This is a genomic window from Methylobacillus flagellatus KT (assembly GCF_000013705.1).
Lineage (GTDB): Bacteria > Pseudomonadota > Gammaproteobacteria > Burkholderiales > Methylophilaceae > Methylobacillus > Methylobacillus flagellatus.
Genome location: NC_007947.1, coordinates 2395856 through 2411070, shown reverse-complemented (window position 1 = coordinate 2411070; position 15215 = coordinate 2395856). Strand labels below are relative to the sequence as shown.

Here is a 15215-nt window from a genome sequence, read left to right as displayed (position 1 = left end):
TCATGCGCATTTATACGGTCGGTGGCGCTGTTCGGGACAGGTTGCTGGGCTTGCCAGTCAAGGATCGGGACCATGTCGTGGTCGGCAGTACGCCAGAGGCGATGGTGCAATTGGGCTACAGGCCGGTGGGTAAGGATTTTCCAGTGTTCCTCCACCCGGTTACTCATGAGGAGTACGCCTTGGCGCGTACTGAACGCAAGACTGGCAAAGGTTACAAAGGGTTCCAGGTTCATGCAGATCCAGAAGTGACGCTGGAGCAGGACCTGGCGCGACGGGATCTTACCATTAATGCGATTGCTGAGGATGAGCACGGAAATTTGATCGATCCCTACCATGGGGTCGCCGATCTGCATGCCAAGGTGCTGCGCCATGTCAGTCCCGCCTTCTGTGAAGACCCGGTGCGCATCTTGCGCGTTGCACGCTTTGCGGCCAGGTTTGTCGAATTCAGTGTAGCAGACGAAACCATGACGCTGATGCGGCATATGGTGGAAGATGGCGAAGTCGACGCCCTGGTGCCGGAGCGCGTCTGGCAGGAGCTGGCCAAGGGCTTGATGGAGCAGCGGCCCAGCCGCATGTTTGAAGTATTGCGGGCCTGCGGTGCGCTGAAGAGGCTGTTACCCGAACTGGACAGATTGTTTGGCGTACCGCAGACGGCCAAATACCACCCTGAAATCGATACCGGCGTCCACGTCATGTTGGTCATTGACTATGCCGCTCGTGCGGGATTCAGCCTGCCGGTTCGCTTTGCCGCGTTGACTCATGATCTGGGCAAGGGAACTACGCCAGCCCATATCCTGCCACGACACATTGGCCATGAAGAGCGTAGCGTGGAGCTGCTGCAGTCCCTGGTGAAGCGCTTGCGTGTACCAAATGATTGCAAGGATCTGGCCTTGCTGGTAGCAAAGCACCACGGCAAGGTGCATCAGGTCGGCGAGATGAAGGCGGCCACTGTCCTGCGTTTCCTGCAGGAAACCGATGCACTGCGGCAGCCGGGACGATTCCGTGATTTTCTGTCCGCCTGCGAGGCGGATGCCCGCGGGCGGACTGGCTTCGAGCAACAGGCATTGCCATTGTTCCCACTATTGCTGGAGATATTGCAACTTGTAAGGACAGTGGATGCTGGCGCAATTGCCCGTGAGCAAAGTAGTCCGGACGCGATCAAGGAAGCTGTATTTTCCGCCCGGGTTGCGGCAATGGAAGCCGCATACCGGTTTCCGCTTAAGGAAGCTGTTGGATGATTGAAGGTACATCCCTGCTGCAAAGAAATTGGGTTGCTCAGAGACGGAGCTGGAAAGGGATGCTCAGTCGTGGCTGATGCTAGCACTCGTATCAATATGACTCAGGCATGATTGACTTGTGACTATCACGCTGGTGAATGCAGTTGGTAAGTGCTGCTTACCTAAATCCGGCTGCCAATTGATCTGGGAAAAATGGTGCTTGATGGAGGCATTAGCGATGGAGTTCAATGTGAGTGTTGCTCAATTTGGTGCGATTTTTCGGGGCATCGCAATATTGCTCATGAGCTTCTTCGCAATGTCCATTGCAGTGGGCGCCTACGCAGAACAGATCTGGATGCAGCAAGACAGTGGCACGTCCCATGAGCTACGCTCAGTCAGTTTTGCTAGTGATGGGCAGCACGGATTTGCAGTGGGTTTCGGCGGAACGATACTCGCTACCTCCAATGGAGGGGAAACCTGGGTGGCACAGGACAGTGGTACCTTTAGCGAGCTAAACTCAGTGAGTATTAGCCGTGATGGTCGACAGGGGTGGGCAGTCGGCTTCGGTGGAGCCATACTCACCACCTCCAATGGCGGGACCACCTGGGTGCAGCAAGAGAGCGGCACGCCTTACGAGCTACGTTCAGTCAGTGTGGCTAGTGATGGGCAGCACGGCTGGGCAGTCGGGTTTGGCGGTACTATTCTTGCTACCACCAATGGAGGTCTGGCTTGGGAGCCACAAGCAAGCGGAACGATGAATGAGCTTCGTTCTGTGACATTCACAGCCGATGGGCGCACAGGTTGGGCAGTTGGATTCAACGGTACGATACTCTCTACAGTAGATGGCGGAGAAACCTGGATACGCCAAGATAGTGGTACATCAAATGAGTTGTACTCAATCAGCATCACGTCTGATGGCCGCCACGGTTGGGTTGTGGGATTCGGTGGCACTATTCTCACCACTTCGGACAGTGGAGGTGTCTGGAAAATGCAATCCAGTGGCACCCAACATGAACTTCACTCTGTCAGCGTTGTGCCTGATGGTGGTTCAGGTTGGGCCGTCGGGTTTAACGGCATCATTCTAGCCACCTCAAATGGAGGTCAGGCGTGGACGGTTCAATCGAGTGGCACATCCAACGAGCTTAGATCTGTTCACGTGACAGCGGATGGACGTACAGGATGGGCTGTTGGATTTGCTGGAACAATACTCGCCTTTAGGCCAGATTGAGCGCCGTTTGTGCATTAAATCCAGCCCGCCGCCAGCTTAATTAACCTTATTCTTCGAGGCCATACAGCAAGGTCAATTGCTGCTGTACATATTCCATCGGCTTGCGTTTGAAGCCGCTCTTGGCAAACTGGTGCCAGCGGCCAATCACGAAGCATAGCAGCAAGTTGGCCTGGGACTCGGGATCGAACTTGCGGCCGGTCTGGGTTTCAGCAATGCGCAGGCTTTGCTTCAGGGTAGATTCAATGCGGTCGAACAGTTGGTTGATGCGGGTTTGCAGGGCAGGATCTTCGTTGACCAATGCATCGCCGATCAGCACGCGGGTCATACCGTGGTTCTTTTCCGCGAACAGCAGCAGGATGGTGACAATGCGCCGCGCTTGTCGCAGGCCTTCTTCCTCTTCCGAGGTGATCTTGTTGATGAGGCCGAATAGGGTTTGCTCGATGAATTCGATGAGCCCGTCGAACATACGGGCCTTGCTGGGGAAGTGGCGGTAGAGCGCTGCTTCGCTGACATCAAGCTTGGCGGCCAGGGACGCGGTGGTGATTTTTTCGCGCTTGGGCGATTCCAGCATCTTCGCCAGGGTTTCCAGGATTTGCTGTTTGCGTTCTCCGGGTTTCAAAGCCATTTCTTTACCTCTTGATCCAGGCAGGAAGCCAGTCCGGGACAGTACGCCGGGGGATGGCGATACTCTGCATTGTTGTACGTTTTATAAAGCCAGGTATGCGGTAGCTCCAACACGCTCGAAATGCGTGCATCCACATAACTGGGGCGTTTTGGCCTGCGCGAGACATGGATGGTGTTCATGCCCAGTCGCTTGGCTGTCATCAATGCCGGCAGGCTGTCTTCGAGTAGCACGCAGTCGCCGGCATTGACCTTGAGCGTTCGCAGCAGGTGCTGAAATCCCCGTATGGCAGGTTTGGGGTGGAAACCAGAGGATTCCACACTGAACACCTGGTCGAACAAGTCGTCGATAGCGAGCAATTTTAACACTCTTTTGGCATAACTCATCGGCGCGTTAGTGAATACTACCTTACGGCCAGAGAGTTGCTGCAAGGTATGTCGCAGCTTTTTGACCGAGCGCACCATTTGAGGCAGCCCGGCGAGCTGGTGGGTGGTCTGCAGGAAATGGTGCGGGTGCACACGGTGATGGCGCATCAGGCCTTTCAGGGTGGCGCCGTAGATGCGCCAGTAATGCTGGCGCAACAGGCATGCCGCCTCTTCCTCCAGCCTGAGCTCGCTCATGATGTAGCGCGTCATCTCGATATGCAGATGCGGAAAGATTTCCGCATCTGCATCATGCAAGGTATTGTCGAGGTCGAAGATCCAGACCTTGTGTGACATGGATTAGGACGGGAGTATGCGCTTACTTGGCGGTGATGAGGGTGCCTACGCCGGCGTCAGTCAGGACTTCCAGCAGTAAGGCATGCTCGACGCGGCCATCGATGATATGAACGGACTTGACCCCGCTGCGTGCGGCGTCCAGCGCTGAGCTGATCTTGGGCAGCATGCCACCCGACAGGGTGCCGTCGGCAACCAGGTCATCTATCTGCTTGGGGGTGAGGCCTGTGAGTAGCTGACCCGTCTTGTCCAATACGCCCGGCGTATTGGTGAGCAGGATCAGTTTCTCGGCGCCGAGCACTTCTGCCAGCTTGCCGGCCACGACATCGGCATTGATATTGTAAGTCTGCCCATCTATTCCTACACCGATAGGGGCAATGACAGGAATGAAGTCTCCGCTGTCCAGAAACTGGATCAAGCTGGGATCGATACCGCTGATTTCACCTACCTGTCCAATATCGATCATGTTGGACGGGTTCTGCAAGTCCTGTACCAACAGTTTGCGCGCATGGATGAAATTGCCATCTTGCCCAGTCAGTCCGACGGCCTTGCCGCCGTTGCGGTTGATCAGGTTGACGATCTCCTTGTTGACCTGTCCGCCCAGTACCATTTCCACAATATCCATGGTCTCTTCGTCGGTGACGCGCATGCCCTGGATGAACTCGCCTTTCTTGCCAAGCTTGTCCAGCAATTCATTGATCTGTGGGCCGCCGCCATGCACGACCACTGGGTTCATGCCCACCAGTTTGAGCAGCACGACATCACTGGCGAAACATTCCTTGAGGTGAGGGTCGGTCATGGCGTTGCCGCCATATTTGATGACAATGGTTTTGTCGAAGAAACGCTTGATGTAAGGCAAGGCCTCGGCTAGGGTTTGGGCTTTCTGGGCGGCAGTGGTTTGGTTGAGCATCGACTCTCTCTAAAAGTGCGAGTGAATGAATAAGCGGTTATTTTAACTGGTTTAACGTGAAAATCACGCGACAGCTTGCTAAAACTATCAAAGCCTGGAAGGCAGAGGTACACTGAGCTCGAAAGTCACACCTTCCTGGTATTCTTCAACCATCAGCACAGGGAATTGCATGTTCAGCGATATTGAAATTGCCCGGCAGGCCAAGCTCCGTAAAATCAGCGAGATTGCCGCTGAACTCGGCCTGAACGAGGACTCCATCACGCTTTATGGGCAATACAAGGCCAAGATAGACCTCAACGCCAACCCGCAACTGCAAGCGCAGCCGGACGGCAAGCTCATCCTGGTCACGGCCATCAGCCCGAGCCCAGCGGGAGAAGGCAAAACCACGACCACGGTTGGCCTCGGTGATGCCTTGCAGCGTATGGGCAAACGCGCTGTCATCTGTCTGCGCGAACCTTCCATGGGGCCGGTATTCGGCATGAAGGGAGGGGCTGCCGGCGGCGGCTATGCCCAAGTCGTGCCGATGGAGGATATCAACCTGCACTTCACTGGCGACTTTGCCTCGATCGCGCTAGCGCACAACCTGCTTGCCGCCATGATCGACAATCATATCCACCACGGCAACGCCTTGCAGATAGATCCGCGCCAAGTCACATGGAAGCGGGTGATCGACATGAACGATCGTGCCTTACGCCAGGTCGTGATCGGGTTGGGCGGCAAGGTCAATGGCCAGCCTCGCGAGGACGGTTTCGATATCGTCGTGGCTTCTGAGGTGATGGCTGTGTTCTGCCTGGCGGACTCTCTCAAGGATTTGCGCACGCGCCTGGGTCGTATCGTGGTTGGATATACATATTCAGGTCAGCCGGTGACGGCGCAGGACCTCAAGGCACACGGAGCGATGACGGTACTGCTCAAAGATGCCATCAAGCCCAACCTCGTGCAAACATTGGAGCATACGCCTGCGCTGCTGCATGGCGGGCCGTTTGCCAATATCGCCCATGGCTGCAACTCTGTCATTGCCACCAGGACCGCCCTGAAACTGGGAGATTATGTCGTGACTGAGGCTGGATTTGGTGCCGACTTGGGCGCGGAGAAATTTATTGATATCAAGTGCAGAAAGGCGGGATTGCATCCCGATGCCTGTGTGATCGTAGCGACCATACGTGCGCTCAAGTATCACGGTGGCGCCGACGTGTCGGCGCTATCAAGAGAGGATATGCTGGCGTTGGACCGAGGGATTGCCAACCTGGAAAAGCATGTGGAAAACGTGACGACGCATTACGGTATGCCCGCAGTGATTGCGCTGAACCGCTTTGATCATGATACCGAGGCGGAGCTTGCGCTGGTGATGAAGCGAATGGGGGAGATGGGGATCAAGGTGGTAGTGGCGGAGCACTGGGCAAAGGGCGGAGCTGGTGCGGAAAGCCTTGCTGCCCATGTGTTGCAATTAATCGAGGGCCGAAGCGAAGGAGTGCGGTATGTGTACGAAAGTAGCGAGACACTCTGGGAAAAGGTCAATCAGGTGGCGCGCAAGATTTATGGTGCGATGGATGTCCATGCGCCTCGCCCGGTTCGTGCCATGATCGACAGGTTGCAGGATGCAGGGTATGGGCATTATCCGATATGTATCGCCAAGACTCAGTATTCATTCTCGACGGACGCGTCCCGGCGCGGTGTGCCGCATGAGCATATATTGACGGTCAGAGCGGTACGCCTGTGTGCTGGAGCAGAGTTTGTCGTGATCATATGTGATGACATCATGACGATGCCTGGATTGCCGGAGGAGCCATGCGCAATCAGGATGGATATAGATGATGATGGGCAGGTGGTCGGGCTATATTAGCGGGTGATGGGTGAGGGAACGTGAAAGCGGCAACCTCCTTGAACAGCGCGGGAGGTTGCCGACCGGGGTAGATGTCAAAGACCGTGGACGATTAAGCCTTTTTGCGACGAGCCGCAAAGCCCACCAGCGCCAGGCCGCCGAGCATCAGTGCATAAGCGGAAGGCTCGGGTACAGCGGCAGCGATCTGGTCAACCTGGAAGGCGATGATGCTGCTGTGGGCATGGGTACCGAAAGAAATTGAGTAGGAAGTGATTGGGTCGCTGATCCCGCTCAAATCCCACGTAAAGTAGCCGATTGCTGCCTCAAGGATTGGACTGTCAGGGTTGTAGAAAGGCGAGCCAGGGTTGTCAATGGCATTTGTGAGGCTGAACGAAGTTGCCGCAAGAAGTTGGTTGCCGCCGTTGAAGCTCAGGAATACTTCTGAAATCGCAGCATCAATGCCGCCAGCGCCGCCAAGCTCATAATTGCCGCCAGGGTTGACATGGCTCTGGAATACGATGGAGCCAAGATCAGAGATCAGTGTTTCATCGCTAATGGTGAAAGTTGAGTATGGGCCTTGCCACTCATAGAGGCCGAAGCCTGCAGGATAAGCTGTGCCAGATGTGCGGGTCAGGACGGCATCGCCAGCAGGAGCGTTGCTGACAACGCCTGTGGTGACTGCGGCTATGCCGGTTGCGCCACTACCGAGACGACTGGCAATCAATTGGTTGAAGCCGTCTGTAGACGCTGAGCCTGCAACGTCAGTGAAGTATTCGCTGGTTTCGGTGGCTGCCTGAGCGATGGATGTGGCTGCAAGCAGGCTCAGTGCAAGAATGCTTTTAGTGTATGTGAAATGCATTTTTCCCCTTAAAGCTGGTTGAGTGCCTGAGCACTATGAGCGTGACCAGGCGGTGAGAATGATCAATAAATATAAATAGGTATCATTTATATCATTGATTAAATAATAGTAATTATTATCATTTAAAAGGTCAATACTTTATTTTGCTGGGGAAGAATGCAAGACTCAAATATGCTTGATGAAAACCTTGGAGCGGCGCTGCAGGTTGTAGAGTTTCTGCTTTTCACCCGGCAGTTGCTCGACGCTGGTTTCAATAAAGCCTCGTTCGAGGAACCAATGCTCTGTGCGCGTCGTGAGGACAAAGATGGATTTCAAGCCCAGCTCGCGCGCTTGTCCTTCGCAATAGCTGAGCAGTCGGTCGCCGCGTCCGCCACGGCGGAATGAGGAGTGGATGGCCATGCAGGCGAGCTCCGCGGTCTTGGCATCAGCAAAGGGGTAGAGCGCTGCGCAGCCAATGATCTTGCCGTCATGCTCCATGACATAAAAGTGGTTGATTTCCATTTCCAGGCGTTCGCGCCCGCGCCTGACCAGTATTCCCTCGTTTTCCAAGGGCTCGATCAATTGCAGTATGCCGCCGACATCACCAATATCCGCAGGCCGCATGGCTTCCAGCGGATCCTCGGTCACCATGGTGCCGATGCCGTCGTGTGTGAAGAGCTCCTGCAAAATCGCGCCGTCCACATGCCGACTGATCAGGTGAGTGCGTGCTACGCCTTGTCCGCAGGCGCGGACTGCGGCAGGCAGGTAATACAATTCATCTTCGGTAATCTGTTGGGCACCGTTGTTACCGATATGGCGCAGAAGGTTTCTGGCCTTGTCGGTGGTCATTTCCCGCAGCAGCTCCCCGCGAATATTGTGCACGCCGCTGGAGTCCATGAGGAAAATCAGCTTGTCAGCGTCCAGGGCAATGGCCGTGCTGGTGGCAACATCTTCCAGCGTCAGGTTGAATACTTCCCCGGTAGGCGAGTAGCCCAGGGGCGATAGCAATACCAGCTCACCGTCGTCCAGGCGCTTTTGGATACCAATAGCATCGATTTTGCGTACTTCGCCGGTATGCTGCAGGTCTATACCGTCGCGCACGCCGAGCGGCTTGGCGGTGACGAAGTTGCCGCTGGCAACGCGAATGTCTGCGCCTGCCATCGGCGAGTTGATCAGCCCCATAGAAAGCAAGGATTCTATTTCAACGCGAACGGCGCCGTTCGCTTCCTTGACGGCTTCCATGGCTTCGTCATCCGTGACACGCAAGCCATTGACCAGTTTGGTCTGCAGCTTGGCACGCCTGAGGCGGCGTTCTATTTGCGGGCGTGCGCCATGCACGAGCACAAGACGCACATCCAGGCTGGCAAGCAGGTTGAGGTCGTGCGAAAGGGCAACGAACTGGCCGTCATCCACGACCTCGCCGCCAAAGGCAATCACGAAGGTCCGCCCCCCAAATGCGTGGATATAAGGGGCAGCAGAGCGGAACCAGCGGACGAACTCCTGAGGTTGGTGCAGGGTCAGGCGTGAGGTATTGGTGCTATGCCCGCTTTCTGCATCACTTTGGGCATATAGGTAGGCTGCAGTGCAATCCAGTGCAGTGCATAGCTTGCGCAACATGGTTTCGGATACGCCTTGCGCTCCGCGTTCAATGCGGGATAGGTTGCCGCTATTCGCGTTGACCTTGCGGGCCAGTTCTTGCAACGTCATGTTGAGCGCTTTGCGACGTTTGCGGATTGCGTTTCCTAAAGCCATGGAAATCTGTCCTAAATTTGCGTTTAAGACATATTTCTATAGCAAATAGACTTTTAATGCAATTTAATTGGAGTCAATTGATAAAATCACCCCATAGCGTTTGCATGCTGGCAATGGCGGCAATGGCGGCTGTTTCCGTTCTGAGTATGCGCGGACCCATGCGTACGAGAGTGAACCCGTGTTGAGCAGCCAGTGCTATTTCATGGTCGGCCAAGCCCCCTTCGGGGCCGATCAGCAAGCAGATATGGCGTGTTGGGGAAGTAAGTTGCGGCAGTGTGAGAGGTGCGCCGGGCGCCAGGGTAATATAGGCATCTGCACCTGGTTTCTGTGCCAGCCACTCGCTCAGGTTGATGGCGGGCGCCACGGGAGGAATATAGGCGCGCCCTGACTGCTCGCAGGCGGAAATAGCCACATTCTGCCAATGTTCCCGGCGTTTCTCGGCGCGCTCGCCGGTGAGCTTGACGATACTGCGCTGACTAAAGATGGGCTGGATGGACGATACGCCCATTTCCACCGCTTTTTGAATCGTGAAGTCCATGCGGTCGCCTGAGGAGATTGCCTGGGCCAGCGTGATTTTCAAGGGAGACTCTGTCGGGCATGGTTGCGCTTCCAATACCTCGGCAATTACCTCCTGTTTGCGAATAGAGGTCAGCCTGCTCAAGTAATTGTGTCCATCGCCATTGAAAAGGATGGCATGGTCGCCTACTTGCATACGCAGGGCTTTGCTGGCATGGCTTGCTGCATTGCCAGCCAATGCGGTTTCATTGCCGGGAATCAGTGCCCCGGGATGGTAAAAGCGAGGAGTTGTCATGGGGAGGTGGTAGTATTGGCGGAACTTGAAATTCTAATGGAAGGAGTGTGCATTATGGCAAGTCTGAACCCTCCAGTCTGTGATTTTGGCTGGAAGGCGCCTGATTTCAACCTGCCTGGTGTGGATGGCAGGCATTGGTCGCTAGAAGAGGTCAAGGGGGTCAACGGTACGCTGGTGATGTTCATTTGCAATCACTGTCCGTATGTACAGGCCATCCGCGAGAGGCTGGTGGCCGATGTGCGCGCTTTGCGCGAATTCGGCATCAATGCTGTCGCTATTTCATCCAATGATGCAGTGACGTATCCCGAGGATTCTTTCGAGAAAATGGCGGAAGTGGCCCGCGAGTTTCATTTTCCTTTTCCTTACCTGTTTGATGAGAGCCAGCAAGTGGCCAAGGCCTACGGTGCTGTCTGTACGCCGGATTTCTTCGGCTTCAATGCGCATCTCGAACTGCAATACCGCGGGCGCTTCGATAATCAGGGGCGGAGCATGACGCCAGTGGAAAACCCCACCCGCGACCTGTTCAATGCCATGAAGCAGATTGCCGAGACGGGGCGTGGCCCTGCCGAACAGGTGCCTTCAATCGGTTGCTCGATCAAGTGGCGTGAGCCTGCGGAATGAGCCGGCGTGAATAGGCGGGGATCATGGCGGCAACGGCATTAATCTCGTTGTTGGTATTGCTGAAACCGCACATCTAAGGAATAATTATGGGTTAAATACCTCTTCGTCATTGTGGTTTGCAACGGTTTCAGCATCCCCAACATTCCAGAGGGTTTTCAAGAATTTGAGTGAGGCTTCCACCAGCCTTCCCTGTGCTGGTGAAGCCTTTTTCTCTTCAACCGTAGGGAGATATGTATGGCAGCAAGTCGTCAAGAATTGGCAAATGCCATCCGCGTGTTATCCATGGATGCAGTTCAGAAGGCAAATTCTGGACACCCTGGTGCACCGATGGGGATGGCAGACATCGCAGAGGTTCTCTGGAACCATCATCTGCGTCACAACCCGACCAACCCTAGTTGGGCTGATCGTGACCGTTTCATCCTGTCCAACGGTCACGGCTCCATGTTGATCTACTCCTTGTTGCACCTGACAGGCTACGACCTGAACATGGACGACATCAAGTCTTTCCGTCAGCTGCATTCCCGTTGTGCTGGTCACCCTGAGTATGGCTACGCGCCTGGCGTCGAAACCACAACTGGTCCTCTTGGCCAGGGCATTACCAATGCTGTAGGTTTCGCCATGGCTGAAAAACTGCTGGCACACCAATTCAATAAGCCAGGCCATGAGATCGTCGATCACTATACATACTGTTTCCTCGGCGATGGCTGCATGATGGAAGGCATTTCCCACGAAGCCGCAGCGCTGGCCGGGACATGGGGTTTGGGCAAGCTGATTGCTTTCTGGGATGACAACGGCATCTCCATCGATGGTCACATCGAGGGTTGGTACACTGACGATACAGCCAAGCGTTTCGAAGCTTACGGCTGGCATGTTGTCCCCAATGTTGATGGTCACGATTTCGACGCAGTCAATGCCGCCATCGAAGCTGCGAAGAAGGTGACTGACAAGCCGACTTTGATTTGCTGCAAGACCATCATCGGTAAGGGATCCCCCAACAAGTGTGGCTCCCATGACTGCCATGGTTCTGCCCTTGGCCTGGAAGAAGTCGCCGCTACCCGCGAAGCCTTGGGCTGGAAACACGAGCCATTCGTGATTCCTGAAGAGGTCTACGCTGGCTGGGATGGCAAGGAAAAAGGCGCTAAGCTCGAAAGCGAGTGGAACGCGAAGTTCGAAGCGTATGCCAAGGCCTATCCTGCTGAAGCTGCTGAGTTCAAGCGCCGCATGGCTGGTGAGTTGCCTGCCAACTGGAAGGAAGTCACCGACGCCTTCATCAAGGCCACCAACGAAAAGGCAGAAAGCATTGCTACCCGCAAGGCCTCCCAGAATGCCATTGCTGCCTTGGCACCAGTGCTGCCCGAGTTCCTCGGCGGCTCTGCCGACCTGACCGGTTCCAACCTGACCAGCTGCGCCAGCTTCAAGCATGTTAGCGGCAAGGAGCCAGGCAACTACATTTCCTACGGCGTGCGTGAGTTCGGCATGTTCGCGATCATGAACGGTATGGCGCTGCATGGCGGTCTGCTGCCTTTCGGCGGTACATTCCACATGTTCTCCGATTACGCTAAGAACGCATTGCGCATGGCAGCATTGATGAAGCAACGCACTATCGCGGTGTTGACGCATGACTCCATCGGTCAGGGCGAAGACGGTCCTACCCACCAGCCAATCGAAAACACCGCAGGCCTGCGTTATATTCCCCGCATGGATGTATGGCGTCCTGCCGACTCCGTTGAAACCGCGATTGCCTGGGTGGCTGCCGTTGAGCGCAAGGATGGCCCGACCAGCCTGGTGCTGAGCCGCCAGAATGTGCCTGGCATCAAGCACGACGAGAAGCACTTCGAACTGATCCGCAAGGGCGGTTATGTGTTCTCCGACGTGGAAGGCAAGGCAGACGTCATCCTGATCGCGACCGGCTCCGAGCTGGACCTGGCAATCAAGGCTGCGGCAGAGTTGAATGCTGCTGGCACCAAGGTGCGTGTGGTTTCCATGCCATCCACCAACGTGTTCGACCGCCAAGATCAAGCCTACAAGGACAGCGTATTGACCCCAGGCGTGAAGCGCGTAGCTGTTGAAGCTGGTGTGACCGATTTCTGGCGCAAGTATGTTGGCCTCGAAGGTGCCGTGGTCGGTATCGACACCTTTGGCGAGTCTGCTCCAGGCGGCGTGCTGTTCAAGCACTTCGGCTTCACGGTTGAAAATGTAGTGAACACCGTCAAGTCCGTGCTGTAATGGCGTGAATTGACTAAAGAAAGGGGGCCAGGCGACTGGCTCCCTTTTTGTTTTTCATAGAGAGGAAAACCCTATGACAATCAAGGTTGGCATCAACGGCTTCGGCCGTATCGGCCGTATGGCGTTCCGTGCGGCAATCAAGGACTTTACTGATATCGAAGTTGTGGCGATCAACGATTTGCTCGAGCCCGACTACCTGGCTTACATGCTCAAGTATGATTCCGTGCATGGCCGCTTCGATGGAGACGTTTCCGTTAGTGGCGGCAACCTGGTCGTGAATGGCAAGACCATCCGCCTGACGGCCGAGCGTGACCCTGCAAACCTCAAGTGGGATGAAGTCGATGTGGATGTGGTGGTCGAATGTACTGGTTTCTTCCTGACAGAAGAAACCTGCCAGAAGCACATTGATGCGGGCGCCAAGAAGGTCGTGCAGTCAGCGCCATCCAAGGACGACACGCCGATGTTCGTCTATGGCGTGAACCATGACACCTACAAAGGCCAGTCCATCGTCTCTGCAGCCTCTTGCACGACCAACGGCCTGGCACCGGTTGCCAAGGTGTTGCAGGACAGTTTCGGCATCAAGCGCGGCCTGATGACCACCGTGCATGCGGCCACTGCCACGCAGAAGACTGTGGACGGCCCATCCAACAAGGATTGGCGCGGTGGCCGCGGCATCCTGGAAAACATCATTCCTTCCTCTACCGGTGCAGCCAAGGCCGTGGGCAAGGTGATCCCGGAACTGAACAAGAAGCTGACCGGCATGGCATTCCGCATCCCGACCAGCGACGTATCTGTGGTGGACCTGACTGTGGAGCTGAACAAGGAGACAACCTACGAGCAGATTGTCGCTGCGATGAAGGCTGCTTCCGAAAGCGGTCCGCTCAAGGGCGTACTCGGTTTTACTGACGAGAAAGTGGTGTCCACCGATTTCCGCGGCAATGCCTATCCTTCGATTTTCGACGCCGACGCTGGTATCCAGCTCGACCCGACCTTTGTCAAGGTCGTGGCCTGGTACGACAATGAATACGGCTACACCTGCAACATGTTGCGCCTGGTGCGTCACATTGCCAGCTAGGCCAAGGAGCAAGCGATGACCGTAATCAACATGACGGACCTTGACCTCGCGGGCAAGCGCGTCTTCATTCGCGCCGATCTTAACGTGCCGGTCAGCGATGGCAAAGTCACTTCCGATGCGCGTATCACCGCCTCCATTCCCACCATACGCCATGCCCTGGATGCCAAGGCACGCGTTATGGTGACTTCCCACCTTGGTCGCCCGGAAGAAGGCGTATATTCGGAGGAAAACTCCTTGCAGCCCGTGGCTGACGTGCTGGCCGACAAGCTGGGTCAGCCGGTGCGCCTGATCAAGGACTGGGTCGACGGTGGCTTTGAAGTGGCGGAAGGCGAAGTGGTCTTGCTGGAAAATTGCCGCTTCAATAAAGGTGAGAAAAAAAACGCCGAAGAAACCGCGCGCAAGTATGCCGCGCTATGCGATGTATTCGTGATGGACGCTTTCGGTACAGCTCACCGCGCAGAGGCCTCCACCTACGGGGTGGCGCAATATGCACCGGTCGCGGCGGCGGGCTTGCTACTGGTCGGCGAGCTGGATGCACTGGGCAAGGCCCTGTGCGAACCTGCCCGCCCCATGGTCGCGATTGTCGGCGGCTCCAAGGTCTCCACCAAGCTTACCGTGCTGGAAAGCCTGGCTGAAAAGGTCGACCAGCTCGTGGTAGGCGGCGGTATTGCCAATACCTTCCTCAAGGCAGCTGGAAAACCGATTGGCCGCTCACTGAGCGAGGACGACCTGGTACCTACTGCCCAATGCCTGATGGAAAAAATGGCGAAGCGTGGTGCGGCCGTGCCAATCGCGGTGGATGTGGTCTGCGGCAAGCAGTTCGACGCCAATGAGCCTGCCGTACTCAAATCGGCGGAGGACGTGGCCGACGACGACATGATCTTCGACATTGGCCCCGAGTCGGCCAAGCAACTGGCCGAGATCATCCTCAATGCAGGCACCGTGGTCTGGAACGGCCCGGTCGGCGTATTCGAGTTCGACCAGTTCGGCGAAGGCACCAAGACCATCGCCGACGCCATTGCCAAGACCAAGGCCTTCACCCTGGCCGGCGGCGGCGACACCATTGCTGCGATCCAGAAATACGATATCTATGACAAGGTGTCTTATATCTCGACGGCGGGCGGGGCATTTCTGGAATTCCTTGAAGGCAAGAAATTGCCGGCGGTGGAGATTTTGGAACAGCGTGCTAAAGGTTGATTGCTAAGATAAGCCTAAAAATAAAGGAGCCTGCGGGCTCCTTTATTTTTTTGTAAGATCTCTTTTGGATGCGTGTAGCAAAGCCAAGTTGCTGTACTAGTTATTTGTTGATATCCAAGTGTTGTTTGAAAAGATGATTTGCTACTATCCTACTGTATCTAAGTTAGGATGGCCGATTAA

The 15215-nt window shown here is 55.6% G+C and carries 13 protein-coding genes; 7 read left to right on the top strand and 6 right to left on the bottom strand.

Translation table 11 applies throughout. The features are described from left to right. Nucleotides 1-2 precede the first annotated feature (2 nt). A complete protein-coding gene (locus MFLA_RS11535; protein WP_011480480.1) occupies nucleotides 3-1238 on the top strand; it encodes a multifunctional CCA addition/repair protein in 1236 nt (411 codons plus the stop codon). A gap of 118 nt (nucleotides 1239-1356) precedes the next feature. Beyond that, nucleotides 1357-2445 carry a WD40/YVTN/BNR-like repeat-containing protein gene (locus MFLA_RS11530; RefSeq protein WP_229407057.1) on the top strand — a complete coding sequence of 363 codons (1089 nt, stop codon included), beginning with the start codon at nucleotides 1357-1359 and terminating at the stop codon, nucleotides 2443-2445. Nucleotides 2446-2491: 46 nt separating this feature from the next. Here the strand turns inward: MFLA_RS11530 and slmA are convergent, their stop codons facing one another. The 3 genes from slmA to argB are packed head-to-tail and all read right to left on the bottom strand — an operon-like array spanning nucleotide 2492 to nucleotide 4693. Next, on the bottom strand, nucleotides 2492-3070 hold the full coding sequence (gene slmA, locus MFLA_RS11525) for a nucleoid occlusion factor SlmA (protein ID WP_011480478.1): 579 nt from the start codon (nucleotides 3068-3070) through the stop codon (nucleotides 2492-2494). After that, complete coding sequence (locus MFLA_RS11520) at nucleotides 3061-3786, bottom strand: pyrimidine 5'-nucleotidase (protein WP_011480477.1); 726 nt, start codon at nucleotides 3784-3786, stop codon at nucleotides 3061-3063. Before MFLA_RS11520 ends, slmA begins: the two co-directional genes overlap by 10 nt. 22 nt (nucleotides 3787-3808) lie before the next feature. Continuing rightward, complete coding sequence (argB, locus tag MFLA_RS11515) at nucleotides 3809-4693, bottom strand: acetylglutamate kinase (protein ID WP_011480476.1); 885 nt, start codon at nucleotides 4691-4693, stop codon at nucleotides 3809-3811. 169 nt (nucleotides 4694-4862) lie between these two features. Here argB and MFLA_RS11510 point away from each other — a divergent pair, with 169 nt between their 5' ends. Next, nucleotides 4863-6536, top strand: a complete 1674-nt coding sequence (locus MFLA_RS11510) for a formate--tetrahydrofolate ligase (RefSeq protein ID WP_011480475.1) — start codon at nucleotides 4863-4865, stop codon at nucleotides 6534-6536. A gap of 91 nt (nucleotides 6537-6627) precedes the next feature. Here the strand turns inward: MFLA_RS11510 and MFLA_RS11505 are convergent, their stop codons facing one another. The 3 genes from MFLA_RS11505 to MFLA_RS11495 all read right to left on the bottom strand — a co-directional run bounded on the left by MFLA_RS11505 (nucleotide 6628) and on the right by MFLA_RS11495 (nucleotide 9916). Continuing rightward, entirely contained in the window at nucleotides 6628-7374 is a 747-nt protein-coding gene (locus tag MFLA_RS11505) for a PEP-CTERM sorting domain-containing protein (protein ID WP_011480474.1), read from the bottom strand. A 165-nt stretch (nucleotides 7375-7539) separates the two neighbouring features. Next, the gene (argA, locus tag MFLA_RS11500; RefSeq protein WP_048811714.1) at nucleotides 7540-9105 is read right to left on the bottom strand and encodes an amino-acid N-acetyltransferase; all 1566 of its coding nucleotides are present in this window, start codon (nucleotides 9103-9105) and stop codon (nucleotides 7540-7542) included. A gap of 73 nt (nucleotides 9106-9178) precedes the next feature. Next, the gene (locus MFLA_RS11495; RefSeq protein WP_011480472.1) at nucleotides 9179-9916 is read right to left on the bottom strand and encodes a 16S rRNA (uracil(1498)-N(3))-methyltransferase; all 738 of its coding nucleotides are present in this window, start codon (nucleotides 9914-9916) and stop codon (nucleotides 9179-9181) included. Nucleotides 9917-9970: 54 nt separating this feature from the next. On the opposite strand from MFLA_RS11495, the gene MFLA_RS11490 reads away from it, so the two are divergent. The 4 genes from MFLA_RS11490 to MFLA_RS11475 all read left to right on the top strand — a co-directional run bounded on the left by MFLA_RS11490 (nucleotide 9971) and on the right by MFLA_RS11475 (nucleotide 15035). Then, nucleotides 9971-10537 carry a thioredoxin family protein gene (locus MFLA_RS11490; protein ID WP_011480471.1) on the top strand — a complete coding sequence of 189 codons (567 nt, stop codon included), beginning with the start codon at nucleotides 9971-9973 and terminating at the stop codon, nucleotides 10535-10537. A gap of 234 nt (nucleotides 10538-10771) precedes the next feature. Next, entirely contained in the window at nucleotides 10772-12763 is a 1992-nt protein-coding gene (gene tkt / locus MFLA_RS11485; protein ID WP_011480470.1) for a transketolase, read from the top strand. A gap of 73 nt (nucleotides 12764-12836) precedes the next feature. Continuing rightward, nucleotides 12837-13838, top strand: a complete 1002-nt coding sequence (gene gap / locus MFLA_RS11480) for a type I glyceraldehyde-3-phosphate dehydrogenase (protein WP_011480469.1) — start codon at nucleotides 12837-12839, stop codon at nucleotides 13836-13838. A gap of 15 nt (nucleotides 13839-13853) precedes the next feature. Next, nucleotides 13854-15035 (top strand): phosphoglycerate kinase, encoded by a 1182-nt coding sequence (locus MFLA_RS11475; protein ID WP_011480468.1) that lies wholly within the window; start codon nucleotides 13854-13856, stop codon nucleotides 15033-15035. Nucleotides 15036-15215: the final 180 nt, after the last annotated feature.

What these genes read in the sequence shown, in the direction of transcription:
- MFLA_RS11535 (WP_011480480.1), top strand. Translation starts at nt 3, where the DNA reads ATGCGCATTTATACGGTCGGTGGCGCTGTTCGGGACAGGTTGCTGGGC.
- slmA (WP_011480478.1), bottom strand. Translation starts at nt 3,070, where the DNA reads ATGGCTTTGAAACCCGGAGAACGCAAACAGCAAATCCTGGAAACCCTG.
- MFLA_RS11520 (WP_011480477.1), bottom strand. Translation starts at nt 3,786, where the DNA reads ATGTCACACAAGGTCTGGATCTTCGACCTCGACAATACCTTGCATGAT.
- argB (WP_011480476.1), bottom strand. Translation starts at nt 4,693, where the DNA reads ATGCTCAACCAAACCACTGCCGCCCAGAAAGCCCAAACCCTAGCCGAG.
- MFLA_RS11510 (WP_011480475.1), top strand. Translation starts at nt 4,863, where the DNA reads ATGTTCAGCGATATTGAAATTGCCCGGCAGGCCAAGCTCCGTAAAATC.
- MFLA_RS11505 (WP_011480474.1), bottom strand. Translation starts at nt 7,374, where the DNA reads ATGCATTTCACATACACTAAAAGCATTCTTGCACTGAGCCTGCTTGCA.
- argA (WP_048811714.1), bottom strand. Translation starts at nt 9,105, where the DNA reads ATGGCTTTAGGAAACGCAATCCGCAAACGTCGCAAAGCGCTCAACATG.
- MFLA_RS11495 (WP_011480472.1), bottom strand. Translation starts at nt 9,916, where the DNA reads ATGACAACTCCTCGCTTTTACCATCCCGGGGCACTGATTCCCGGCAAT.
- MFLA_RS11490 (WP_011480471.1), top strand. Translation starts at nt 9,971, where the DNA reads ATGGCAAGTCTGAACCCTCCAGTCTGTGATTTTGGCTGGAAGGCGCCT.
- tkt (WP_011480470.1), top strand. Translation starts at nt 10,772, where the DNA reads ATGGCAGCAAGTCGTCAAGAATTGGCAAATGCCATCCGCGTGTTATCC.
- gap (WP_011480469.1), top strand. Translation starts at nt 12,837, where the DNA reads ATGACAATCAAGGTTGGCATCAACGGCTTCGGCCGTATCGGCCGTATG.
- MFLA_RS11475 (WP_011480468.1), top strand. Translation starts at nt 13,854, where the DNA reads ATGACCGTAATCAACATGACGGACCTTGACCTCGCGGGCAAGCGCGTC.